Source organism: Streptomyces coacervatus (assembly GCF_029223485.1).
GTDB classification, from domain to species: Bacteria; Actinomycetota; Actinomycetes; order Streptomycetales; family Streptomycetaceae; genus Streptomyces; species Streptomyces coacervatus.
In genome coordinates this window covers 103,959-126,510 of the sequence record NZ_JARHTP010000022.1, presented here as the reverse complement: position 1 = coordinate 126,510, position 22,552 = coordinate 103,959, and the positions used below count along the sequence as shown (strand labels likewise).

Here is a 22,552-nt window from a genome sequence, read left to right as displayed (position 1 = left end):
TTGCGTCCGCTACGCCAGACTGTCCCGCCACGCACGGTGCAGATCCGCGAACCGCCCCGTCCCGGCGATGAGTTCGGCCGGGCTGCCGTCCTCCACGATCCTCCCGTGCTCCATGACCAGCACCCGGTCCGCGATCTCGACGGTCGACAGCCGGTGCGCGATGACGACCGCCGTACGGCCGCGCAGGACCGTCAGCATCGCTCGCTGCACGGCCCGTTCGCCCGGGACGTCCAGCGAGCTGGTCGCCTCGTCGAGGATCAGCACGGCCGGGTCGGCGAGCAACGCCCGGGCGAAGGCCACGAGTTGGCGCTGGCCCGCGGAGATACGGCCGCCTCTTTTGCGTACGTCCGTGTCGTACCCGTCGGGCAGTGCGCTGATGAACTCGTGCGCACCGATCGCCTTCGCGGCCTGCTCGATCTGCTCGCGGGTCGCGTCGGGGCGGCCGATGGCTATGTTCTCGGCGACCGTGCCGGAGAACAGGAACGCCTCCTGCGTCACCATCACCACCCCGCGCCGCAACTCGGGCACGGCCAGCTCGCGCAGGTCGACGCCGTCCAGCAGGACCCGGCCGTCGGACGGGTCGTAGAAGCGGGCCAGCAGCTTGGCGAGCGTCGACTTGCCGGCGCCCGTCGAGCCGACGACCGCGACCGTCTGCCCGGCCGGGATCGTGAGATCGAAGGCCGGCAGCACCTCGCCGCCGGTGCGATAGCCGAAGCGAACGCCGTCGAAGACGACCTCGCGGCCCGGGTGCTCGCTCTCAAGTGCCGGAAGTTCCAGGGGAGTTGACGGCTCAGGCACGGACGGCGTCTGGGCCAGCAGCCCGGCGATCTTCTCCAGTGAGGCCGCCGCCGACTGGTACGAGTTCAGGAACATGCCGAGCCGGTCGATGGGGTCGTAGAGGCGGCGCAGGTACAGGACGGCGGCCGCCAGCACGCCCAGCTCCAGCGAGCCGCCCGCCACCCGGTATGCGCCCCACAGCACGATCAGCGCGACGGCCGTGTTGGCGACCAGCCGGGAGCCGACGACATACCGGGCCATCTCCAGCATCGCGTCGCCGTTGACCCGCTCGTGGCGCTTGTTGAGCACCCGGAAGTCGGCGTCGTTGGCGGCCTCGCGGCGGAAGGCGCGCACCGGGCGGATGCCGTTCATGGTCTCGACGAACTTGACGATGACGGCCGCGGTGGCCGTGGACCGCACCCGGTACACCCGTACCGCGCGCCGCTGGTAGACCCGTACGAGCAGGTACAGCGGCACGAAGGACGCCACCGCGAGGGCGCCGAGCCCCAGGTCGAGCCAGAGCAGCATCGCGGAGATGTAGACGAAGGACAGGACGACCGTGATGAGTTCCTGCAGCCCCTCGTTGAGCAGCTCCCGCAACGACTCCACGTCCGCCGTCGACCGCGAGATCAGCCGGCCCGAGGTGTAGCGCTCGTGGAAGTCGATGCTCAGCGCCTGCGCATGCCTGAAGATGCGGCCGCGCAGATCGAGCAGCACGTCCTGGCTGACGCGGGCGGAGGCGCTGATGAACGCGTACTGCAGCCCGCCGGAGACCAGCGCGCACAGCAGATAGGCCACGGCCACCGCGATCAGCGGGCCGCGGTCGTGGTCCCGGAACGCCGGTACGGCCCGGTCGATCGCATACGCCACCAGCAGCGGGCCCGCCTGGACCGCCGCCTGCTGGAGCAGCAGCAGAAGCGTGGTGACGGCGACACGGGCCTTCATGGGGACGAGCAGGGAGCGCAGCAGGCCGGCGGTGGCGCCCGGGGGAGTGGGCAGGACGTCGTGGTCGAAGGGGTCGGCGGAGTCCTTGAGGCGGGGGAGGTCCGGCTCGTCGTCCGCCGTGGGCAGGGAGGTGGTGGGGGCCGTCATCGGTCGTCTTCCTCCGCTTCCCCGGTACCGGACATGAGGTGGGCGTACTCGGCGTTCGAGCGCAGCAGTTCGTGGTGTGTGCCGACGGCGGTGATCCGGCCGCGGGAGAGCAGCGCGACGCGGTCGGCGAGCAGCACAGTGGACGGGCGGTGGGCCACGATCAGCGCCGTGGTGTCCGCGAGGACGTCCCGCAGGGCGGCCTCGACAGCGGCCTCGGTGTGCACGTCGAGGGCGGACAAGGGGTCGTCCAGAACGAGGAACCTGGGTCTTCCCACGACGGCCCGCGCCAGCGCCAGCCGCTGCCGCTGCCCACCGGAGAGACTGAGGCCCTGCTCGCCGACCTGGGTGTCCGTCCCCTGAGGCAACGCATGCGCGAAGTCGGCCTGCGCAACGGAGAGCGCCCGATTCAGCTCGGCGGCACCCGCACTGTCGGCGGCTCCCATGAGCACGTTGTCCCCGACGCTCGCGGAGAAGAGCGTGGGCTCCTCGAAGGCGACGGCGACGAGGGCGCGCAGCGCTTCCCGGGACATCGCGGTGATGTCCTCACCGTCCAGGGTTATCCGGCCGGACGTGACCTCGTGGAGACGGGGCACGAGAGCAGTGAGGGTCGTCTTGCCGCTGCCAGTGGCGCCCACCAGAGCCATGGACTCGCCGGGGCGGATGTGGAGGTCTATGCGGTCGAGGACGGGAGGGGAGTCGTAGGGGGCGTCGGGGTAGCGGAAACGCACGTCGTGAAACCGAAGTCCGTTGTCCTTCCCGCCAGTTGAGTCGGTGCTTGGTACAGCGGTCGGCTCCTCAGGGGCCTCGTCCATTACCTCGAAGTACCGCTCCGTGGCGGTCGCCGCCTCCTGGCTCATCGCAAGCAAGAACCCGATGGAATCCACCGGCCACCGCAGAGCAAGCGCCGTCGACAAGAAGGCCACCAACGTCCCCGCGGACAGCGAACCATCGGCAACCTGCACCGCCCCCAGCACCAACGCCGCCCCAATAGCCACCTCCGGCAGCGTCACAATGACCCCCCAGATCGTGGCGAGCAGCCGAGCCTTCCGCAGCTCCGTCCCCCGCAGCGTCCGCGACAGCTCCCGGAACGCCCGCGCCTGGCTGCGGTGCCGCCCGAACCCCTTGATGATCCGGATCCCGAGCACGCTCTCCTCGACGACCGTCGTCAGATCGCCGACCTGGTCCTGCGCGAGCCGCGCCACATGGGCGTACCGCCTCTCGAAGATCAGGCAGGTGACCATCACGGGGACGGCCGGCCCCAGGATCACCAGCCCGAGCGTCCAGTCCTGCAGCAGCATGATCACCACGCCGACGAGAATCGTCACCCCGTTGACCAGCAGGAACGTCAGTGGAAAGGCGAGGAACATACGCAGCAGCATCAGATCCGTCGTGCCCCGCGACAGCAGCTGCCCCGACGCCCACCGGTCGTGGAAGGCGACCGGCAGCCGCTGCAGATGCCGGTACAGATCCGCCCGCATCCCCGCCTCGATGCCGGAGAGCGGCCGCGCCACCAGCCACCGCCGCAGCCCGAACAGCAGCGCCTCCGCGAGCCCGAGGAGCAGCAGGTACAGCGCCCCGAGCCACACGCCCGCCGGATCCCGGTCCGCGACCGGCCCGTCGACCATCCACTTCAGGACAAGCGGGATCACGAGCCCCGTGCACGAGGCGAGCACGGCGACGAACGCGGCGGTGAACAGCCGCACCCGCACGGGCCGTACGTACGGCCACAGGCGCAGCAGCGTGCGTACGGCGGATCGGTCGCCGGTCTTCGGGGGTTCCTTGGTGGTTGCACGTGTCGTGGGCATCGTCTGTGAGCCTACGGACCGGCACTGACAACGCCCACCGAGTTTTGGCCGGACCCGAATCGGCCGCTGGTCCTACGACCTGCGCGTTCGAGGGGTCGGACGCCGCGGCAGCAGGGGTCGTAGCCGCGCATCAACCGATCGGTCGATGTCTCTTCGAGCGTGACGGCCGATGTGGCGCCCACCGCCTCCCCGCGACTCTGAACCCATGCCCGTCATCGAAGTCACCGAACTGCGCAAGTCCTACGACGGCCGGCCCGTCGTCGACGGTGTCTCCTTCGCCGTCGAGGAGGGCGAGATCTTCGGGATCCTCGGCCCGAACGGCGCCGGCAAGACCACCACCGTCGAGTGCGTCGAGGGGCTCAGGGTCCCCGACGCCGGCCACGTCCGCGTCACCGGCCTCGACCCCGTCGCCGACCACGCACGCGTGGCGCGCGTCCTGGGTGCCCAGCTCCAGGAGAGCGAACTGCAGGCCAAGCTCACCGTCCGAGAAGCCCTGGAGCTGTACGCCTCCTTCTACCCGAGCCCGCTCGACTGGGCGCCGCTCGCCGAACGCCTCGGCCTGACCGCCAAGTTGACCACCCGGTTCGCCAAGCTCTCCGGCGGCCAGAAGCAGCGCCTGTTCATCGCGCTCGCCCTGATCGGCAACCCGCGGGTCGTCGTCCTGGACGAGCTGACGACCGGTCTGGACCCGCGGGCCCGTCGGGACACCTGGCAGCTGATCGAGGACGTCCGGGCAGGCGGGGTGACGGTCCTTCTCGTCACCCACTTCATGGAGGAGGCGCAGCGCCTGTGCGACCGGATCGCCGTGATCGACAAGGGACGGGTGGCCGCCCTGGACACCCCGGCGGGCCTCATCCGGCGCTCGGCGGGAGCCACCGTCATCAGCTTCACCCCGTCCGCACCACTGGACGACCGTGACCTCAACGCGCTTCCCGCGCTCGCCTCGATCGAGCACAAGGACGGCCGTATCACCCTCTCCGGCACCGACGAGACGGTCAACGCCGTCATCACCCTCCTCGCCCGCCACCGCATCACCGCCCACCAGCTCCGCGTCGTGGACGCCACGCTCGACGACGCGTTCCTCGACCTGACGAAGGAGGCAACCGCATGAGCACCGCCGTACTGAAGACCGAGATCCGCCTGTTCCGCCGCGAACCCGGCGCCCTCTTCTGGATCCTGCTCTTCCCGACCCTCCTCCTCGTCATCCTCGGCTCCATCCCGTCCTTCCGGGACCACCACGGCGACCTCGGCGGTCTGCGCACCATCGACGTCTACGTCCCGGTCGCCGTCCTGCTCGGCATGATCGTCGGCGGACTGCAGTCGATGCCGCAGACCCTCACCGGCTACCGCGAGCGCGGCATCCTGCGCCGGATGGCCACCACACCGGTCCGCCCGTCCACCCTGCTGTCCGCGCAGATGCTGGTGTACGGCGGAGCCGCCCTCGCATCGGCGCTGCTCTCCCTCGCGGTGGGGCGCCTCGGCTTCGACGTACGACTGCCCAAACAGCCCTTCGGATACGTCCTCGCCCTGCTGCTGGCCGTCCTGGTCGCCCTCGCTCTCGGATCGGTGGTGTCGGCGCTGTCCCGTACGACGAAGATCGCGGGCGCGATCGGCTCGGCCGTCTTCTTCCCGTCGATGTTCTGCGCGGGAGTGTGGCTGCCGACGCAGGCCATGCCGCACCTGATGGCCCGGATCGTCGGATACACGCCCTTCGGAGCGGCCGCGCAGGCCCTGAACCAGGCCGCGGCCGGGCACTGGCCGGGCTGGGGGCACCTGGGCGTGCTGGCGATGTGGATCCTGCTGCTGACCGGGGCCGCGAGCCGCTGGTTCCGCTGGGAGTAGGCGGCCGGCCGTGCAGACTGGGGAGATGACCGTCGCGGACAGCCGGATCGACCGGCGCTGGGACCAGTTGCACACCTGGGGGCCCTACGGGCTGCTCGGCATCAGCGTCGTCCTCGGGGTCGCCTCGGCCGGTGCGGGGACCAGTGCGGCCACGTGGTACACCGCCTGGTTCCTGATCGCCGCCGCGGTCGGGCTCCAGCTCTGGTGGCACTCCACCCGCCTCCGCCGCGGCGACCGCCGCCGGACGCCGTCCCGGACCGGGACGGCGTACTACGTCGTCCGCTGGGCCCTGGCCTTCGCCCTCACCTGGATCAGCGGGGTCTTCGCCTTCTACGCCGCCGCCGGCTACATGGACGCCGACGAGACGATCCCGGGCAGGTTGTGGCAGCGGCTCGGACTGCTGGCGAGCGCGGTCACCGTGGCCGGTGCGCAGGCCGGGGGGATGCCGTTCGAGAGCCTGGCCCAGTGGGTCGTCTTCGCCGGACTGCTGGTCGCCAACTCCGGCCTGCAGATGGTGGTCGCCCATCTCACCGACCAGGAGCAGCAGCGGGCCCGCGAGCGCACCGAGACCATCACCGAGCTCGAACGCACCAACGCGGCGTTGCAGCAGGCCCTCGACGAGAACGCCGCCCTGCACGCCCAACTCCTCGTCCAGGCAAGGGAGGCCGGGGTCGCCGACGAGCGCCGGCGCCTGGCCGCTGAGATCCACGACACCATCGCCCAAGGGCTGACCGGCATCATCGCCCAGCTCCAGGTGGTCGCGAACACGCCCGACCGGGACCAGGCCCGCGAGCACATGGGCCGCGCCATGGAGCTGGCCCGGCACAGCCTCGGCGAGGCCCGCCGTTCCGTGCACAACCTGGCGCCGGTGGCGCTGGAGAACGACGGGCTGCCGGAGGCCCTGAAGAAGACGGTCGCCGAATGGGGCGAACGGACGGGCGTACGCGCCGAGTTCACGGTCACCGGAATCACGGAACAGCTCCACGAGGAGGTCGCGGCCACGCTGCTCCGTATCGTCCAGGAGGCCCTCTCCAACGCGGCCCGCCACGCCCGCGCCGCCCGCGTCGGCGTCACCCTCTCCTTCCTGGGCGACGAGGTCATCCTCGACATCCGCGACGACGGCACCGGCTTCGACCCCCTGGCCCTCCCCGCCCGCACCCGCGCGGGCGGCTTCGGCCTCGACGGCATGCGCGCCCGCGCCGAACGCATCGCGGGTTCCCTGACCGTGGAGTCGGAACCGGGCCACGGCACCGCGTTGTCGGCTCGCGTACCGTTGGTCCGCCATGAGTGACGAGCCGTTGATCTCCCTGTTGATCGTCGACGACCATCCCGTCGTACGGGACGGTCTGCGCGGCATGTTCGAGTCCGCGCCGGGCTTCCGGGTCCTCGGCGAGGCGGCCGACGGCGTCGAGGCCGTCGCCGGGGCCGAGGCCCTCGACCCGGACGTGATCCTGATGGATCTGCGGATGCCCGGCGGCGGAGGGGTGGACGCCATCCGCGAACTCACCCGGCGCGGTGCCCGCGCCAAGGTCCTGGTCCTGACGACGTACGACACCGACTCGGACACCCTGCCCGCGATCGAGGCGGGCGCGACGGGCTATCTGCTGAAGGACGCCCCGCGCGACGAACTGTTCACGGCTGTCCGCGCCGCCGCCGAGGGACGTACGGTCCTCTCCCCGGCAGTGGCGTCCCGCCTGGTGTCAGCCGTCCGAGCCCCCGGCAACGAGCCCCTGTCCACCCGCGAACGCGAGGTCCTCGCCCTGGTCGCCAGGGGCACGTCCAACCGCGAGATCGCCCGCGAACTGTTCATCAGCGAGGCGACCGTGAAGACCCATCTCACCCACCTGTACGCCAAGCTGGGCGTCAACGACCGCGCGGCGGCGGTCGCGACGGCGTATCAGCGGGGGATCCTCGGCTAGCTCGGGACGAGGCCGTTCAGGCCGAAGCGGGGGTCTGGGGGCGGCAGCCCCCAGGGGCGGCGGGGGCGAACCTCCCTCACCCCAACACCCGCAGCAGCAGCACCGCCCGGGCCGGCACCGTGATCGCCGTCCCCGCCCGGTGCACCACCCCCGGCTCCTCGCCCTGCGCCTCCCGCGACGTGTCCACGACCACCTCGTACCGCTCGGCCCACGGCGGCCCCGGCAGGACGAAGCTCACCGGGCGGTCCCCGGCGTGCAGGACGGCGAGGAAGCTGTCGTCGAGGATCGGGTCGCCGTGCTCGTCCCGGCCCGGTATGTCCCGCCCGGACAGATACATGCCGAGCGTGGCGGCGGGCGCGTACCAGTCCCGTTCCGTCATCTCCGTGCCGCGCGCGGTGAACCAGGCCAGGTCGCGCAGCCCGTCGGCGGAGTGCGCCCGCCCCGAGAAGAAGGCCCGGCGGCGCAGCACGGGGTGCTGGTGCCGCAGTTCGATGAGCCGGGCCGTGAGGTCGGACAGGGCCTTCCAGCCCGGCTCTTCCAGCAGCCCCCAGTCGAGCCAGCTGATCTCGTTGTCCTGGCAGTAGGCGTTGTTGTTGCCGCGCTGGGTGCGCCCCAGTTCGTCGCCGGCCACCAGCATCGGCACGCCCGTCGACAGCAGCAGGGTCGTCAGCAGATTCCGCAACTGCCGTCGCCGCAGGCCCCGTACGCGCTCGTCGGGCGTCTCGCCCTCCGCCCCGCAGTTCCATGACCGGTTGTCGTCCGAACCGTCCCGGTTGCCCTCGCCGTTCGCCTCGTTGTGCTTGCGTTCGTACGACACCAGGTCGCGCAGGGTGAAACCGTCGTGCGCGGTGATGAAGTTGACGGAGGCGTAGGGGCGGCGCCCGCCCCAGGCGTACAGGTCGCTCGACCCCGACAGCCGGTAGCCCAGATCCCGTACGTCCGGCAGCGCGCCCCGCCAGAAGTCCCGGACGGCGTTGCGGTACCGGTCGTTCCACTCCGTCCACAGGGGTGGGAAGGACCCCACCTGGTAGCCCCCGGAGCCCACGTCCCACGGTTCGGCGATCAGCTTCACCCGCCGCAGCACCGGGTCCTGCGCGATGACCGCGAGGAACGGCGACAGCATGTCGACGTCGTGCATGGAGCGGGCGAGGGCAGCGGCCAGGTCGAACCGGAAGCCGTCGACGCCCATCTCCGTCACCCAGTAGCGCAGGGAGTCGGTGATCAGGCGGAGTACGTGCGGCTGGACCACGTGCAGGGTGTTGCCGCAGCCCGTGTAGTCGGCGTATCGACGCGCGTCCGACTGCAAGCGGTAGTAGCCGCGGTTGTCGATGCCCTTCAGGGAGAGCGTCGGGCCCAGCTCGCCCGCCTCCGCCGTGTGGTTGTAGACCACGTCGAGGATGACCTCGATGCCGGCCGCGTGCAGCGCGCGCACCATGCGCTTGAACTCGCCGACCTGCTGACCCGTCGTACCGGATGCGGCGTACGCGGCGTGCGGGGCGAAGTAGCCGATGGAGTTGTAGCCCCAGTAGTTCTTCAGGCCCCTCCTCAACAGATGGTCCTCGTGCGCGAACTGGTGCACCGGCAGCAGTTCCACGGCCGTCACACCCAGCTTGACCAGGTGCTCGACGGCGGCGGGATGCGCCAATCCGGCGTACGTACCGCGGAGTTCCTCCGGGATCCCCGGGTGCAGCGCGGTGAACCCCCTGACATGCAGCTCATAGATGACCGAGTCCGCCCACGGCGTCTTCGGCCGGCGGTCGTCGGCCCAGTCGTCGTCATCGTGGACCACGACACCCTTGGGGACGTACGGCGCCGAGTCCCGGTCGTCGCGCACGGTGTCCGCCACCTGCTGCTGCGGCCAGTCCCGCACATGCCCGTACACCTCGGGCGGCAGGCCGAAGTCGCCGTCCACCGCGCGCGCGTACGGGTCGAGAAGCAGCTTCGCCGGGTTCCAGCGGCCGCCGGTCCACGGGTCCCAGCGCCCGTGCACCCGGTAGCCGTACCGCTGCCCGGGCATCACACCCGGCACGAAGCCGTGCCAGATCTCGTGCGTCAGCTCGGTCAGCCGCGCTCGGGTCTCCTTGCCGCCCTCGTCGAACAGACACAGCTCCACGGCCTCCGCCCCGCCCGCCCACAGCGCGAAGTTGGTGCCCGCCACACCGTCCGGGCCGACCCGGAACCTGGCCCCGAGCGGCATCGGCGCACCCGGCCGCACGGGCACGCCCGGCACCTTGCGGGGCGCGCCGTTGACCACGGCGGCCGGGCGTTCACCCTCGTCGGCGCGCCCCTCGGCCACCGCCTCCTGCTCGGCTGCGCTGGACACCAGTCCGCCTCCCACGGCTCCAGGAACGACCTGGAAAGGAGCGCTCGGCGTCCCGGCCGGGCTCCTCATTGCGTCGTCCTCCCCACTGTTCTGCCCAGAGCACGGGGGGCGAAGTCTCATCCGGTGCAGCAGCGCCCCTATAGGGGCGCGGGACCGTGACATCAGCGGCTCCGCCGCGGGGCGCGACCAGCCACAATGGCGCCGCAGACGAAAGACGACCTAACGGCACAACCCGCGGAGCGCCCCCGTCGTTGGGTACGCCGTGAGGCAGAGGCATGCACAAGGGCGCGCACAGCGCGCATGGCGCGCAGGGGCCGCGCTGGCCGCCGTACTGACATGGGCAGGGCTGCTGGCCGGAGCCGCAGGCTGCTCTTCGAACCCGGCGGAGCGGAGTGACATCGGCGAGGTACTCGGCAAACCCCCGGCACCCGAGGACGTCATCCGGATCTCCCCTGACGACGGCAGCAAGGGCGTCCGGCCCGGCCGCACACTCCAGGTGCGGGTGCCGGGCGGACGACTGGAGTCGGTCAAGGTCGTCAAGTCGCAGGACGCGCAGGACTCCGAGGTGCCCGGCCGTATCTCCGAGGACGGCCTGAGCTGGGAACCCGACGAGCGCAGACTCGCACTCGCCGCCAAGTACACGGTCGACGCGGTGGCCCTGGACGGCCACGGCCGCAGGTCCGCACGGCACGCGACGTTCACCACGGACGTTCCCGACGAGCGCTTCATCGCGTACGTCACCCCGGAGAACCGTTCCACGGTCGGCACCGGAATGATCGTTTCCCTGGAGTTCAACCGCGAGATCGAACACCGCGCCACCGTCGAGCGCGCCGTCCAGGTCACCGCGAGGCCGCCGGTCGAGATCCGCCCGCACTGGTTCGGCAAGGACCGCCTCGACTTCCGCCCCGAGCGGTACTGGAAGCCCGGCACCCAGGTCACCGTCTCCCTGCGGCTGCGCGACGTCGAGGGCGCGCCCGGCGTCTACGGGCTGCAGTACAAGACGTTCTCCTTCACCGTCGGCCGCAGCCAGATCTCCCTGGTCGACGCGGCCGCGCACACCATGCAGGTACGGCGGGACGGGGCGCTCCTCGCCACCGTGCCGATCACGGCCGGGGCGCCCAAGCACACCACCTACAACGGGAAGATGGTGGTGATGGAGATGCTGGAGCTGACCCGGATGAACGGCGCGACGGTCGGCTTCAAGAAGGAGAACGGCAAGGGCGAGTACGACATCCCGGACGTTCCGCACGCCCTGCGCCTCACCGACTCCGGCACCTTCCTGCACGGCAACTACTGGGCGCCGAACGCCCCCGGGCACGTCAACGTCAGCCACGGGTGCGTGGGGCTCATGGACGTCAAGGGCGGCAGCTCCGACACCCCGGCCGGCTGGTTCTTCGACCGCAGTCTCGTCGGGGACGTCATCCAGGTCGTCCACAGCAATGACAAAAAGGTCGCTCCTGACAACGGCCTCGGAGGGTGGAATATGGGTTGGAAGGAGTGGAAGGCGGGCGGCGCGGTCAAGTAACCAGAGGGGAGACGGGGATGAGGCAGGCGCCTGGCCGATGTTGCGACTGAACGGTGACCTTCACCTGACACGATCCCCAAAACCTTTGGGGTTAAATTGCGCCAATGCGCGCGCGGTACGCGCGGGGTGCGGGCCCGACCAGGCCCGATGAGGGGAGAACGATTTGAACGTGCGGCCGATATCGGGGGCGTCGGTTGACGCGCGCGGGCGTGGGGGCAAGGGACTGTTGGCACTGATATCCGGGGTGCTGGTGCTGGCCGTCACCGCGTGCGGAGGGGGCGGTTCGGGTTCCGGATCTTCCGGTGACGGCAAGGGCAAGGACGCGGGCTCGGCGCAGAGCAAGCAGTCGCAGGCCGTCGTCACCATCGCCCCCAAGGACGGCGCAAAGTCCGTCGACACCAGCGGAGCCCTCAAGGTCAGCGTCGGCAAGGGCAAGCTGACCACCGTCGAGGTCAAGGACCCCAAGGGCGCGGAGATATCCGGGACCGTCACGGGCGGCGGCACCGGCTGGACGCCGTCCACCCACCTGGCGGCCTCCACCAAGTACACGGTGCACGCGGTCGCCAAGGACTCCGCGGGCCTGGTGGCGGCCGAGGACTCCAGCTTCACCACACTGACCCCGAAGAACACCTTCATCGGCACCTACGTCCCCGAGGACGGCTCCACCGTCGGCGTGGGCATGCCGTTCTCCATCCGCTTCACCCGGGGCATCACGCACCCCGAGGACGTCGAGAAGGCCATCAGCATCAAGACCGAGCCGGCCGTCGACGTCGAGGGCCACTGGTTCGGCAACGACCGCCTCGACTTCCGCCCCGAGCAGTACTGGAAGTCCGGCACCAAGGTCACGGTCAAGCTGAACCTCGACGGTGTCGAGGGCCGCTCCGGCGTCTACGGCTCGCAGGCCAAGACGGTGAAGTTCACCATCGGCCGCGACCAGGTCTCCTATGTGGACGCCAAGAAGCACACGATGAAGGTCACCCAGGACGGCAAGGTCATCAAGACCATCCCGGTCACCACCGGCAAGCCGGGATACGACACCTGGAACGGCCAGATGGTCATGAGCGAGAAGTTCACCGAGACGCGGATGAACAGCGAGACGGTGGGCTACGGCAAGGAGTACGACATCAAGGACGTGCCCCACGCCATCCGCCTGACCGACTCGGGCACGTTCGCCCACGGCAACTACTGGGGCGGCGACGCCTTCGGCAACTACAACGCCAGCCACGGCTGCATCGGCCTGCGCGACGTGCGCGGCGGCTACGACAGCGGCACACCGGCGGCCTGGTTCTACAGCCACTCGATCATCGGCGACGTGGTGGTCGTGAAGAACGCCCATGACGCGACGGTCGATCCGGCCAACGGCCTCAACGGCTGGAACATTTCGTGGGAGAAGTGGAAGTCGTGAGCGACTTCTGATCTACGGCCCCGGTGTGTGAGGTACGGCACCGGGGCCGTCGTCGTTAATGCCCGTTAACCTGCCTGCATGACCGTGAATCTCGAAGTCGCCGAAGGCGTCGGCACCATCCGCCTCGACCGTCCGCCGATGAACGCGCTGGACGTCGCCACCCAGGACCGGCTGAAGGAACTCGCCGAGGAAGCGACCCGTCGCGACGACGTACGGGCCGTGATCGTGTACGGCGGGGAGAAGGTGTTCGCGGCGGGTGCGGACATCAAGGAAATGCAGAACATGGACCACACGGCGATGGTCCTGCGCGCCCGCGCCCTGCAGGACTCGTTCACGGCGGTGGCCCGCATCCCCAAGCCGGTGGTCGCGGCGATCACCGGCTATGCGCTCGGCGGCGGCTGCGAGTTGGCGCTGTGCGCGGACTACCGGATTGCCGCCGAGAACGCCAAGCTGGGGCAGCCGGAGATCCTGCTGGGCCTGATCCCGGGCGCCGGCGGCACCCAGCGGCTGTCCCGTCTGATCGGCCCGTCGAAGGCCAAGGACCTGATCTTCACCGGCCGTATGGTCAAGGCGGACGAGGCGCTGACGCTGGGTCTGGTGGACCGGGTGGTGTCGGCCGAGGAGGTCTACACTGCCGCGCACGAGTGGGCGGCGAGGCTGGCACAGGGCCCGGCGATGGCGCTCCGGGCCGCGAAGGAGTCGGTCGACACCGGACTGGAGACGGACATCGAGACGGGCCTGGCCGTGGAACGGAACTGGTTCGCGGGGCTGTTCGCGACGGAGGACCGTGAGCGCGGGATGCGGAGCTTCGTGGAGGAGGGGCCGGGCAAGGCCAAGTTCCTCTGAACTTCTCTGAGTACCGCTGAACCGCTTGCAATTGACGCGGTGTCTGATCCGGGTCCCTCGATGGGGCGGTTTATGGGAGCCTTAAGGCAACCTTAAGTCTGCCTTGTCGAGGGAGACCGTCGATTGCCTTCAGCGGAGCCTTCACCGCAGCTCAGACGGGCCATGGAAGCCTTCGAACTGCCTGTGGCATATGTCGAACGACCTATTCGGAGCGACGTATTCCGGGGGGCGTATTCCTCCGGAACGGCCCCGGAGGACGCTCTGGGCGGCCATGATGGGGGCATGGCGGGGCTGGAGGGCATCGAACAGCCGCGGGGACACGGCCGTGCGACGGCGGCGCGCTGGTCACCCGCGGTCGAGGACGAACGGGCCCTCAAGGCACTCGAGTTGTTCGGCAACCCGACCGAGGCGGAGGTCCCGCTGCCGTCCCGCCCGGAGTCCGCGGCCACCGCCCGCCGTCTCACCCAGGTCGTGGTCCTGCGCCAGTGGGGTCTCACCCCCAAGATGACGGAAGACGCCGTCCTGCTTGTCTCCGAACTGGTCGGCAACGCGGTCCGCCACACCGGCGCCCGAGTCTTCGGTCTCCGGATGCGCCGCCGCCGGGGCTGGATCCGTATCGAGGTCCGCGACCCCTCCCGGGGCCTGCCCTGTCTCATGCCGGTCCAGGAGACGGACATCAGCGGCCGGGGCCTGTTCCTCGTCGACAAGCTCTCCGACCGCTGGGGAGTCGACCTGTTGCCGCGCGGCAAGACGACCTGGTTCGAGATGAGGGTGGCGGACCGCTAGGAGCCCCCGAACCGGCCAGGTTTACCGCGACCCGAAAAATGTCCCCCGATCGGGTCAATCGGCCGTTTTCTTACTCTTCGCCTCTTAAATGGTGCGGGTGACCCCGACCGACCGCCGTACGGCGCTACGCACGGGCGCCGGCCTCCTCGCCGCAGGCGCCCTCACCGCAGGATGCGGTCCGAACGGCGCCGTCGCGCACCCCACTTCACCCTCGCCGACGCACCCGCCGTCCTCCTCCCCTCCCCCCACACCGTCCGCCGCACCCACCCCCCGCAGCTACCCGGGCCAACCCGCCCAGCTCACCCACGGCCCCCGCACCCACCCCAGGGTCGCCCTCACCTTCCACGGCCAGGGCGACCCCGCCATCGCCCACGCCCTCCTCACCGCGGCCGAGAAGCACGGCGCCCACCTCACCGTCCTGGCCGTCGGCACGTGGCTCGACGAACACCCGGACATGGCCCGCCGCATCCTCGACGGCGGCCACGACCTCGGCAACCACACCCAGCGCCACCTGGCCGTCAACGACATGTCCGAGGCCGACGCACGCAGCGAGATCACCGCCTGCGCCGACCGCCTGCGGCACCTCACCGGCTCCATCGGCACCTGGTTCCGCCCCTCCCGCGCCCCCCTCGCGTCGCCGCTGGTCGTACGCCTGGCCCGCAGCGCCGGCTATCCGCACGTCCTCTCGTACGACGTCGACTCCCTCGACTACACCCGGCCCGGCGCCGACGCCGTCCGGCGCAAGGTCCTCGACGAGGTCCGCAACGGATCCGTGGTGAGCATGCATTTCGGGTACCCGGACACGGTCGCCGCCCTCCCCGTCGTACTGGAAGAACTCGCCCGCCGCGGCCTGGCCGCGGTGACCACCACGGAGCTGTTCAGCTGATGAACCCCACCCGGCTCACCCGCGCCCTGATCGCGACCGCCGCGCTCGCCTCGCTCACCACCCTCGCCGCCTGCACCAGCGGCTCGCACCACCAGGACGAGGCCCTCGGCAGCAAGGCCGCCGTCGCCCCGGCGAAGAAGAAGACGGCCGTCCTGGGCCTGCCCGGAATGCCGCCGGTGCTCGATCCGCGCGACGTGTACGCGGCCGACCGACCCAACCAACTCTCCCCGGTGGTAAGGGACTTCCCGTCCCGGGTCTACGTCCCCAACACCAACTCCAACACCGTCTCGGTCATCGACCCGAAGACGTACAAGGTCATCGAGACGATCCCGGTCGGCACCCAGCCCCAGCACGTCGTCCCCTCCTGGGACATGAAGACGCTGTGGGTCAACAACGACCGGGGCAACACCCTCACCCCCATCGACCCGAGGACGGGCAAGGCCGGCAAGGCCGTCGATGTGCACGACCCCTACAACCTCTACTTCACGCCCAACGGCAAGTACGCGATCGTGATGGCCTCGCTCGACCGCGCTCTCGTCTTCCGCGACGCGCACACCATGAAGGTCGAGAAGACGGTCCCGGTCAGCTGCTACGGCGTCAACCACGCCGACTTCTCCGTCGACGGCCGCTACTTCATCGTCTCCTGCGAGTTCAGCGGCGAACTGCTCAAGGTCGACACGGCGAAGATGAAGGTGATCGGGCAGGAGAAGCTGCCGTTCCACGGCGCGATGCCGCAGGACGTCAAGATCTCGCCCGACGGCAGGAGGTTCTACATCGCCGACATGATGGCCGACGGCGTATGGGTCCTGGACGGCGACAAGTTCACCACGCCGACCCTCCTGCCCACCGGCAAGGGCGCCCACGGCCTCTACGTCAGCCGCGACTCGCGCGTGATGTACATCTCCAACCGCGGCGAAGGCACCATCTCCATCTTCGACTTCGCGCAGAACAGGCTCACCGCGAAATGGCACCTGCCGAACGGCGGCAGCCCCGACATGGGCGGCGTATCGGCCGACGGCAAGGTCCTGTGGCTGTCCGGGCGTTACAACTCCGAGGTGTACGCCATCGACACCCGCACCGGGGAGCAACTCGCCCGCATCAGGGTCGGCAGCGGCCCGCACGGCCTCGCCGTGTACCCGCAGCCGGGCCGCTACTCCCTCGGCCACACGGGCATCTTCCGCTGAAACACGGCGAGTTGAGAAAAACCGAGAAAGGCTGAGAAAGGCGGGGGACACGCCGCCGAACGAGTGACCATACGCATTCCGCCGCCGTGTGACGGGGATCGTCCACTCCATGATCACAACTCGCCTGCGGCGGCGGGCCGCTGCCGTCGTCCTGTCCCTCGCGGCAGTCTTCGCGACGACGGCCGCGACCGTCCCCACCGCCACCCCCGCGAAGGCCGCCGCTCCTGCCTGTCCCCAGTTCGCCGACCCGGTCAAGGCGGCCGTGGACCGCCGCGTCGACGTCGACCGCATCACACCCGAACCGGTCTGGCGCAAGACCTGCGGCACCCTCTACCGCAGCGACAGCCGCGGCCCGGCACTCGTCTTCGAGCAGGGCTTCCACCCCAAGGACGTCATCAACGGCCAGTACGACATCGAGCAGTACGTCCTCGTCAACCAGCCCTCCCCGTACGTGTCGACGTCGTACGACCACGACCTGTACAAGACCTGGTACAAATCGGGCTTCAACTACTACATCGACGCTCCGGGCGGCGTCGACGTCAACAAGACCATCGGCGACACCCACAAATGGGCCGACCAGGTCGAGGTGGCCTTCCCCGGCGGCATCGCGCGGCAGTACATCATCGGTGTCTGCCCGGTCGACAAGAAGACCAAGACCGAGATCATGAGCGACTGCCAGAGCAACCCGTACTACGAGCCGTGGCACTGAGCAGCAGCGCCTCCGCACCCACCGGACGGTAGCCCGCAGCCTGGAACGCCCGCATGCTGCGGGCGTTCCCCGGTGACACCTGGGCCCACACCGGCTCCTCGGCCAGGTGCCGCGCCGCCGTCACCAGCAGCCGCCCCAGCCCCCGGTGCCGTACCTCCTCGTCCACCTCGACCGCGACCTCCAGCCGCCCGGCGACCCCGCGGCCCAGCAGCACCACGCCGCCCTCCGCAGCCCACAGCCGCACGTCGTCGCGGTGCGTACGGGCCCGGGCGGCCCGGGGATGACCGGCGTCGGTGATCTCCGTCAGGGCCAGGGGAGGGTCGCCCGGCAGCGGATCGCCGACCAGGAGCGCGTCGATCGTGTCGGTCCGGCGACCCGTCCGCTCCAGCAGGGCCGTGAGGAACCGTGCGTTCATGCTCGCGGCCAGTTCGTCGCAGTCGACGGCGCGCAGCGTCTCGTAGACCCACGCCGGATCCTCGTCGGTGAAGACGACGGAGTGCGCGGTGAAGGCGATGACCCCGGCGTCCCGGTGCGAGGCCTGCGGCACGACGGTCGTACCGCCGTCCGCCGGCGGGAAGACACCCCGCGCCGCCGCGTCGAGAATCTCCCGGAGAGTCTCCACCACCGCGCTCCTTGAGTCTCCACCCACTGGAAGGCCCAGACTCACACACATGCTGAGCCATCCGGGGGGAGACCCCCCAGACCCCCCGTACGACGGCACCGGACTTTTCACCATCGGCGAGCTGGCGCGGTCCACCGGACTGACCGTGCGCACCATCCGCTACTGGTCCGACGAGGGCGTCCTGACCCCCGTGACCCGTTCCGCGGGCGGCTACCGGCTCTACGACGCCGAGTCCGCCGCCCGCCTTGAGCTGATCCGCACCTTGCGTGAGCTGGGCCTCGGCCTGGACGACGTGCGCAAGGTGCTGGACGGGGAGCGGACGGTCGCTCAGGTCGCGGCGGCGCACGTGGTGGCGCTGGACGCGCAGATCCGCTCGCTGAAGGTGACCCGTGCGGTGCTGTCGACCGTGGCGCGACGCGGTTCGACCGCAGAGGAGATGACCCTGATGAACAAACTGGCGCGGCTGTCGGCCGCCGAGCGGGCCCGTATCGTCGAGGACTTCACGACGGAGATCTTCGACGGGCTCGACACGGCCGACCCCGACATCCGCAAGCGGCTGCGGTTCGCCCCGGCGGACCTGCCGGACGAGCCGACCCCCGAGCAGGTGGACGCCTGGGTGGAGCTCGCCGAGATGATGCAGGACCCCGAGTTCCGGGGCCTGATGCGCAGGATGATCGAGTTCAACGCGGCGGACCGCGGCCCGGACGTCCCCGCGGGCACCTCGCTGTGGTTCATGAGCCGCCTGGTGCAGCTCGCGGGGCAGGCCCTGGAGCGGGGCATCGCCCCCGAGGCGCCCGAGGCCGAGGAACTCCTGCGCGGGCTGCTCGGCGACGCGGACCGGGCCGAGGTGTTGAGGCGGCTGAAGGCGGGCTCCAACGTCCGCGTGGCCCGGTACCGCCAGTTGTGGGCGGTCGTGGCGGGGCTCGGCCCGCAGTCGGCGTACGAGCCGGAGTTCGCCTGGGTGGTCGCCGCACTGAAGGTTCGCGTGGCCAGCTAATCTGACCTGCGTCAGTACGACAGCAAGATACGCAGTTTCGGAGAAAAGGGGCGGATCGGTGGCGGACATCGAAGAAGCACGCAAGCAGTTCCAGCGGATCGACACCGACGGTGACGGATCCATCACCGCCGCCGAGTTCAAGGCCGCCCTCGCCCAGGAGGGCGACTGGAACGTCACCGAGTCGGTCGCCGAGGCGATCATCAAGACGCGTGACCTGAACGGCGACAAGGTGCTGTCGTTCGACGAGTTCTGGGCGTACCTGAACAAGTGACAGGCGCGGAAGGGGCGCCCGGCCGGCTGTCGGCCGCGGGCGCCCCTTCGTCATGCGCAGGGTTTCACTCTTCTGCCCCGTCGCCGGAACAACTCGCCCCGTTCGGAGGTTGGTGCTGCGCATCGGCGTGATGGACGCCGACCGACCCCCGGAAGGGCGAGGCGAGTACGACATGAAGATCGGCATCATCGGCGCGGGCAACATCGGCGGCAACCTCACGAGGCGGTTCACCACCCTCGGCCACGACGTCTCCGTCGCCAACTCCCGCGGCCCGCAGACGCTCACCGCACTGGCCGAGGAGACCGGCGCGACCCCCGTGCCGGTCGAGGAGGCGGCCCGCGGCGCGGAGATCGTCGTCGTCACGATCCCCCTGAAGGCGCTCCCGGACCTCCCGTCCGGCCTGCTGGACGAGGCGGCCGGCGGCGTCGTGGTCATCGACACCGGCAACTACTACCCGCAGCGCGACGGCAGGATCGTGGCGATCGAGGACGAGGGCCTCACCGAGAGCCGCTGGGCGGAACGCCAGATCGGCCACCCCGTGATCAAGGCGTTCAACGAGACGTTCGCGGCGGACCTCCTGGAGCGCCCCCGCCCGGCCGGCGCCCCCGACCGCATGGCGCTCCCGGTGGCGGGCGACGACGCGGCGGCGAAGCAGAAGGTACGGGCGCTGATCGACGAACTCGGCTTCGACACCGTCGACTCCGGCGGCCTGGACGACTCCTGGCGCCAGCAGCCCGGCACACCCGTGTACGGCATGCAGGCCGGCGTCGACACGGTCACCAAGGCCCTGGCGGAGGCGTCACCGGAACGCCCGGCGGACTTCCGGGGGTAGGCGCTCCACCGGCTCCCCGGTCAGGCTCCCTCGGCCCACGCCTTCAGTGCGGCCTTGTCGGCGAAGTCCGCGACGTCCTTGTCGTGCGGCTCGCTGCTGTACTGGTGGAAGCGCCACTTGGCCTTGATACGGGGCTTGCCCGCCGTGACGTAGTCGGCGATCCAGAGGCCGTCACCGGCGTAGGACGTGGTGTCCACGTTCAGCCAGTAGTCGCGGTTCGTGTACAGCACGACCTGGTGGTTGGGCCGCAGTTCCTTCACCTTGCGGAGGAACAGGTCCTTCTCCGCGTTGCTCGCGTGCGAGCCGTCGCTGGTCGTCTCCCAGTCCACGGCAAGGATGTCGCCCGCCTTCGAGGGGGCCTGCTCGACGAAGTACTCCGCCTGGGCCTGGAGATGGCCCGGCCAGAGGAAGTGGTAGAAGCCGACGACGAGGCCGGCGTTGCGGCCGTGTTGTGTCTGGGCGCCGGCTCTCGGGTTGATGTACGAACGGCCCTCCGTCGCCTTGATGAAGACGAAGGAGAGGCCGTCCGTGGCGTACGAGGACGACTGGTAGGCGCTTACGTCGATGCCGCGCAGCATGGAAGGACTCCCTGAAGTGCCGGTGGGGGGAGAGCGGTTGATGTCTTCCCACCTTCGCACGGGTGATCCGTTCCGGATGTGGAAACGGGGTGGAAACGTCCGCTCCGGTCGGCCACAGAAGCCGGCCTCACGCGGAAACGTCCAGCCAGGGGGCGCGAGCCCGCTCGAACGCCGTGATCCGGTCGGCGGCGCGCAACGTCACCTCCAGCTGGGTCAGCCCGGAGACCAGTCTGTCGCGGGCGTCGTCGTCGAGCCGGAACGGCGCCGCCCGGACGCCCGCCGCCTCGCAGGTGACCGTGCGCTCGGCCACGTTGATGCTGATCTCGGCGGTGGCGTCGGCAGTGGTGGCGGCCATCAGAGCAGCGGCTGCCGCCGGCTCGCACCATACGGGGACCAGCCCGGCGTTCGGCATGTTGTTGCGGAAGATGTCCGCGAACCCCGGCGCGATCACCGCCCGGAAACCCCACTCGTGCAGCGCCCACGGCGCGTGCTCACGCGACGAACCGCAGCCGAAGTTCGGGCCGCTGACCAGTATCGCCGCCCCGGCACGCTCGGGCCGGTTGAGGACGAAGCCCGGGTCTTGGCGCCACTGCTCGAAGAGGCCGTCGGCGTAACCGGTGCGGGTGGTGTTCTTCAGCCACGCGGCGGGGATGATCTGGTCGGTGTCGACGTTGGGCCGGTCCAGGGGCACCCCACGCCCGGTGACATGGATGAGCGGTTCCATACGGCGTCTCCCTACAGGTCGGCCGGCGTGGCGAAACGTCCGGCAACGGCGGTCGCGGCGGCCGTGGCGGGTGACACGAGATGCGTCCGGGCCCCGGCGCCCTGCCGGCCTTCGAAGTTGCGGTTGGAGGTCGACGCGCAGCGCTGACCGGGTGCGACGGTGTCGCCGTTGATGCCGACACACATCGAGCAACCCGGCATGCGCCATTCGAAGCCGGCCGCGGTGAAGACCCGGTCCAGCCCCTCCTGTTCGGCCAGGTGACGCACGAGCATCGAGCCGGGGACGACCAGGCCGCGTACGCCGTCGGCCACGCGCCGCCCGCGCAGCACGTCGGCCGCGGCGCGCAGATCCTCGATCCGGCTGTTGGTGCAGGAACCGATGAAGACCACATCGATGCCGACCTCGCGCATCGGGGTGCCGGGACGCAGGCCCATGTAGGCGAGGGCGCGCTCGGCGGCGGCCCGCTCGCCGGGATCGGCTCTGTCGGCGGGGTCGGGGACCACGCCGTCGACCGGAACGCTCTGCCCGGGGTTGGTGCCCCAGGTCACCCGCGGCACCAAAGACCCCGCGTCGAAGACCAGTTCGCGGCCGAAGACCGCGTCCGGGTCGCTGCACAACGTCCGCCATTCGGCGACGGCCTGGTCCCACAGCTCACCGCGCGGGGCACGGGGGCGGCCCTTCAGGTACGCGAACGTGGTCTCGTCGGGAGCGACCAGACCGCTGCGCGCGCCCATCTCGACAGCCATGTTGCACAGCGTCATCCGCCCTTCCATGGACAGCGCGCGTACGGCGGGACCCCGGAACTCGATGAGCGTTCCCGTGCCCGCGTCCGTGCCGCCGGCCGCGAGGATGCCGAGCGCGAGGTCCTTGGCGGTGGCACCGGGCGGGAGTTCGCCGGTGACCGTGACGGCCATGGATTCCGGTCTACGGGCCCGCAGGGTCTGCGTGGCGAGGACGTGCTCGATCTCGCTGGTGCCGATGCCGAACGCGATGGCCCCGAACGCGCCGTGGGTGGCGGTGTGGCTGTCGCCGCAGACGATGGTCGTGCCGGGCCGGGTGAGCCCCATCTGCGGGCCGATCACATGCACGATGCCCTGCCCCGGGCTGCCCATCGGGTGCAGCTCGATGTCGTTGTCGCGGCAGTTGTCGGTGAGCACCTGCAACTGCTTGGCGGCGCCCGCGTCCGACGGCAGCTCACGCCCGTCGGTCGGGACGTCGTGGTCGGAGGTGGCGACCGCGAGGGCGGGGCGGCGTACCGGGCGGCCTGCCTCGCGCAGCCCGGCGAACGCCTGGGGCGAACTGACCTCGTGCAGCAGGTGCAGGTCGATGTAGATGAGGTCCGCTGCCCCGGGCTCCACGACGTGCAGGTCCCAGATCTTGTCTACCAGGGTCTTCCGGGTCATGACTTGCCCTTTCACAGCATGCCGCC

General features: G+C 70.3%; 21 protein-coding genes. 14 read left to right on the top strand and 7 right to left on the bottom strand.

The window, feature by feature from the left end:
• Positions 1–9: 9 nt before the first annotated feature.
• The gene (locus tag P2Q00_RS41240) at positions 10–1,869 is read right to left on the bottom strand and encodes an ABC transporter ATP-binding protein (RefSeq protein WP_275779784.1); all 1,860 of its coding nucleotides are present in this window, start codon (positions 1,867–1,869) and stop codon (positions 10–12) included.
• Positions 1,866–3,674: an ABC transporter ATP-binding protein gene (locus tag P2Q00_RS41235; protein WP_275779783.1), complete on the bottom strand. Its 1,809-nt coding sequence runs from the start codon at positions 3,672–3,674 to the stop codon at positions 1,866–1,868. The genes P2Q00_RS41240 and P2Q00_RS41235 overlap by 4 nt, the downstream gene beginning before the upstream one ends.
• Positions 3,675–3,879: 205 nt before the next feature.
• Here P2Q00_RS41235 and P2Q00_RS41230 point away from each other — a divergent pair, with 205 nt between their 5' ends.
• From P2Q00_RS41230 to P2Q00_RS41215, 4 genes are read left to right on the top strand one after another with little or no spacing between them, the layout of a single operon-like run.
• Complete coding sequence (locus P2Q00_RS41230) at positions 3,880–4,785, top strand: ABC transporter ATP-binding protein (RefSeq protein ID WP_275779782.1); 906 nt, start codon at positions 3,880–3,882, stop codon at positions 4,783–4,785.
• Complete coding sequence (locus P2Q00_RS41225) at positions 4,782–5,516, top strand: ABC transporter permease (protein ID WP_275779781.1); 735 nt, start codon at positions 4,782–4,784, stop codon at positions 5,514–5,516. Before P2Q00_RS41230 ends, P2Q00_RS41225 begins: the two co-directional genes overlap by 4 nt.
• A gap of 25 nt (positions 5,517–5,541) precedes the next feature.
• Complete coding sequence (locus P2Q00_RS41220) at positions 5,542–6,807, top strand: sensor histidine kinase (RefSeq protein ID WP_275779780.1); 1,266 nt, start codon at positions 5,542–5,544, stop codon at positions 6,805–6,807.
• On the top strand, positions 6,800–7,435 hold the full coding sequence (locus P2Q00_RS41215) for a response regulator (RefSeq protein ID WP_275779779.1): 636 nt from the start codon (positions 6,800–6,802) through the stop codon (positions 7,433–7,435). Before P2Q00_RS41220 ends, P2Q00_RS41215 begins: the two co-directional genes overlap by 8 nt.
• 76 nt (positions 7,436–7,511) lie before the next feature.
• Here P2Q00_RS41215 and glgX read toward each other — a convergent pair whose 3' ends face one another.
• Positions 7,512–9,758: a glycogen debranching protein GlgX gene (gene glgX / locus P2Q00_RS41210; RefSeq protein WP_275779777.1), complete on the bottom strand. Its 2,247-nt coding sequence runs from the start codon at positions 9,756–9,758 to the stop codon at positions 7,512–7,514.
• Between the two features lie 262 nt (positions 9,759–10,020).
• On the opposite strand from glgX, the gene P2Q00_RS41205 reads away from it, so the two are divergent.
• The 7 genes from P2Q00_RS41205 to P2Q00_RS41175 all read left to right on the top strand — a co-directional run bounded on the left by P2Q00_RS41205 (position 10,021) and on the right by P2Q00_RS41175 (position 17,099).
• Entirely contained in the window at positions 10,021–11,283 is a 1,263-nt protein-coding gene (locus tag P2Q00_RS41205; RefSeq protein ID WP_275779774.1) for a L,D-transpeptidase, read from the top strand.
• Positions 11,284–11,446: 163 nt separating this feature from the next.
• The gene (locus tag P2Q00_RS41200) at positions 11,447–12,688 is read left to right on the top strand and encodes a L,D-transpeptidase (RefSeq protein ID WP_425579605.1); all 1,242 of its coding nucleotides are present in this window, start codon (positions 11,447–11,449) and stop codon (positions 12,686–12,688) included.
• A 78-nt stretch (positions 12,689–12,766) separates the two neighbouring features.
• Positions 12,767–13,534: an enoyl-CoA hydratase/isomerase family protein gene (locus tag P2Q00_RS41195; protein WP_275779772.1), complete on the top strand. Its 768-nt coding sequence runs from the start codon at positions 12,767–12,769 to the stop codon at positions 13,532–13,534.
• Positions 13,535–13,816: 282 nt separating this feature from the next.
• Positions 13,817–14,320 (top strand): ATP-binding protein, encoded by a 504-nt coding sequence (locus P2Q00_RS41190; protein WP_115905786.1) that lies wholly within the window; start codon positions 13,817–13,819, stop codon positions 14,318–14,320.
• 88 nt (positions 14,321–14,408) lie between these two features.
• Positions 14,409–15,206 carry a polysaccharide deacetylase family protein gene (locus P2Q00_RS41185; protein WP_275779771.1) on the top strand — a complete coding sequence of 266 codons (798 nt, stop codon included), beginning with the start codon at positions 14,409–14,411 and terminating at the stop codon, positions 15,204–15,206.
• Positions 15,206–16,390, top strand: a complete 1,185-nt coding sequence (locus tag P2Q00_RS41180; protein WP_275779769.1) for a YncE family protein — start codon at positions 15,206–15,208, stop codon at positions 16,388–16,390. Before P2Q00_RS41185 ends, P2Q00_RS41180 begins: the two co-directional genes overlap by 1 nt.
• A gap of 109 nt (positions 16,391–16,499) precedes the next feature.
• On the top strand, positions 16,500–17,099 hold the full coding sequence (locus P2Q00_RS41175) for an ADP-ribosyltransferase (protein WP_275779767.1): 600 nt from the start codon (positions 16,500–16,502) through the stop codon (positions 17,097–17,099).
• Here the strand turns inward: P2Q00_RS41175 and P2Q00_RS41170 are convergent.
• Entirely contained in the window at positions 17,053–17,721 is a 669-nt protein-coding gene (locus tag P2Q00_RS41170) for a GNAT family N-acetyltransferase (RefSeq protein WP_275779765.1), read from the bottom strand. The genes P2Q00_RS41175 and P2Q00_RS41170 overlap by 47 nt on opposite strands.
• Before the next feature lie 49 nt (positions 17,722–17,770).
• Here P2Q00_RS41170 and P2Q00_RS41165 point away from each other — a divergent pair, with 49 nt between their 5' ends.
• The 3 genes from P2Q00_RS41165 (at position 17,771) to P2Q00_RS41155 (ending at position 19,821) form a co-directional block, all read left to right on the top strand.
• A complete protein-coding gene (locus P2Q00_RS41165; protein WP_275779763.1) occupies positions 17,771–18,718 on the top strand; it encodes a MerR family transcriptional regulator in 948 nt (315 codons plus the stop codon).
• A 58-nt stretch (positions 18,719–18,776) separates the two neighbouring features.
• Positions 18,777–18,989, top strand: a complete 213-nt coding sequence (locus P2Q00_RS41160; RefSeq protein WP_275779761.1) for an EF-hand domain-containing protein — start codon at positions 18,777–18,779, stop codon at positions 18,987–18,989.
• A 130-nt stretch (positions 18,990–19,119) separates the two neighbouring features.
• On the top strand, positions 19,120–19,821 hold the full coding sequence (locus tag P2Q00_RS41155) for an NADPH-dependent F420 reductase (protein WP_275779835.1): 702 nt from the start codon (positions 19,120–19,122) through the stop codon (positions 19,819–19,821).
• A 20-nt stretch (positions 19,822–19,841) separates the two neighbouring features.
• Here the strand turns inward: P2Q00_RS41155 and P2Q00_RS41150 are convergent, their stop codons facing one another.
• From P2Q00_RS41150 to leuC, 3 genes are all read right to left on the bottom strand, one after another.
• Entirely contained in the window at positions 19,842–20,399 is a 558-nt protein-coding gene (locus P2Q00_RS41150; RefSeq protein ID WP_275779759.1) for a GH25 family lysozyme, read from the bottom strand.
• 127 nt (positions 20,400–20,526) lie between these two features.
• A complete protein-coding gene (gene leuD, locus P2Q00_RS41145; protein ID WP_275779757.1) occupies positions 20,527–21,123 on the bottom strand; it encodes a 3-isopropylmalate dehydratase small subunit in 597 nt (198 codons plus the stop codon).
• A gap of 11 nt (positions 21,124–21,134) precedes the next feature.
• Positions 21,135–22,526, bottom strand: a complete 1,392-nt coding sequence (gene leuC, locus P2Q00_RS41140; protein ID WP_275779755.1) for a 3-isopropylmalate dehydratase large subunit — start codon at positions 22,524–22,526, stop codon at positions 21,135–21,137.
• Positions 22,527–22,552 lie beyond the last annotated feature (26 nt).

Bases quoted from the DNA above. Each gene is read 5' to 3' on its own strand.
- P2Q00_RS41155 (WP_275779835.1), top strand. From the start codon at position 19,120: ATGGACGCCGACCGACCCCCGGAAGGGCGAGGCGAGTACGACATGAAG.
- leuD (WP_275779757.1), bottom strand. From the start codon at position 21,123: ATGGAACCGCTCATCCATGTCACCGGGCGTGGGGTGCCCCTGGACCGG.
- P2Q00_RS41180 (WP_275779769.1), top strand. From the start codon at position 15,206: ATGAACCCCACCCGGCTCACCCGCGCCCTGATCGCGACCGCCGCGCTC.
- leuC (WP_275779755.1), bottom strand. From the start codon at position 22,526: ATGACCCGGAAGACCCTGGTAGACAAGATCTGGGACCTGCACGTCGTG.
- P2Q00_RS41185 (WP_275779771.1), top strand. From the start codon at position 14,409: ATGGTGCGGGTGACCCCGACCGACCGCCGTACGGCGCTACGCACGGGC.
- P2Q00_RS41190 (WP_115905786.1), top strand. From the start codon at position 13,817: ATGGCGGGGCTGGAGGGCATCGAACAGCCGCGGGGACACGGCCGTGCG.
- P2Q00_RS41165 (WP_275779763.1), top strand. From the start codon at position 17,771: ATGCTGAGCCATCCGGGGGGAGACCCCCCAGACCCCCCGTACGACGGC.
- P2Q00_RS41215 (WP_275779779.1), top strand. From the start codon at position 6,800: ATGAGTGACGAGCCGTTGATCTCCCTGTTGATCGTCGACGACCATCCC.
- P2Q00_RS41150 (WP_275779759.1), bottom strand. From the start codon at position 20,399: ATGCTGCGCGGCATCGACGTAAGCGCCTACCAGTCGTCCTCGTACGCC.
- P2Q00_RS41195 (WP_275779772.1), top strand. From the start codon at position 12,767: ATGACCGTGAATCTCGAAGTCGCCGAAGGCGTCGGCACCATCCGCCTC.
- P2Q00_RS41220 (WP_275779780.1), top strand. From the start codon at position 5,542: ATGACCGTCGCGGACAGCCGGATCGACCGGCGCTGGGACCAGTTGCAC.
- P2Q00_RS41235 (WP_275779783.1), bottom strand. From the start codon at position 3,674: ATGCCCACGACACGTGCAACCACCAAGGAACCCCCGAAGACCGGCGAC.
- P2Q00_RS41240 (WP_275779784.1), bottom strand. From the start codon at position 1,869: ATGACGGCCCCCACCACCTCCCTGCCCACGGCGGACGACGAGCCGGAC.
- P2Q00_RS41230 (WP_275779782.1), top strand. From the start codon at position 3,880: ATGCCCGTCATCGAAGTCACCGAACTGCGCAAGTCCTACGACGGCCGG.
- P2Q00_RS41175 (WP_275779767.1), top strand. From the start codon at position 16,500: ATGATCACAACTCGCCTGCGGCGGCGGGCCGCTGCCGTCGTCCTGTCC.
- P2Q00_RS41225 (WP_275779781.1), top strand. From the start codon at position 4,782: ATGAGCACCGCCGTACTGAAGACCGAGATCCGCCTGTTCCGCCGCGAA.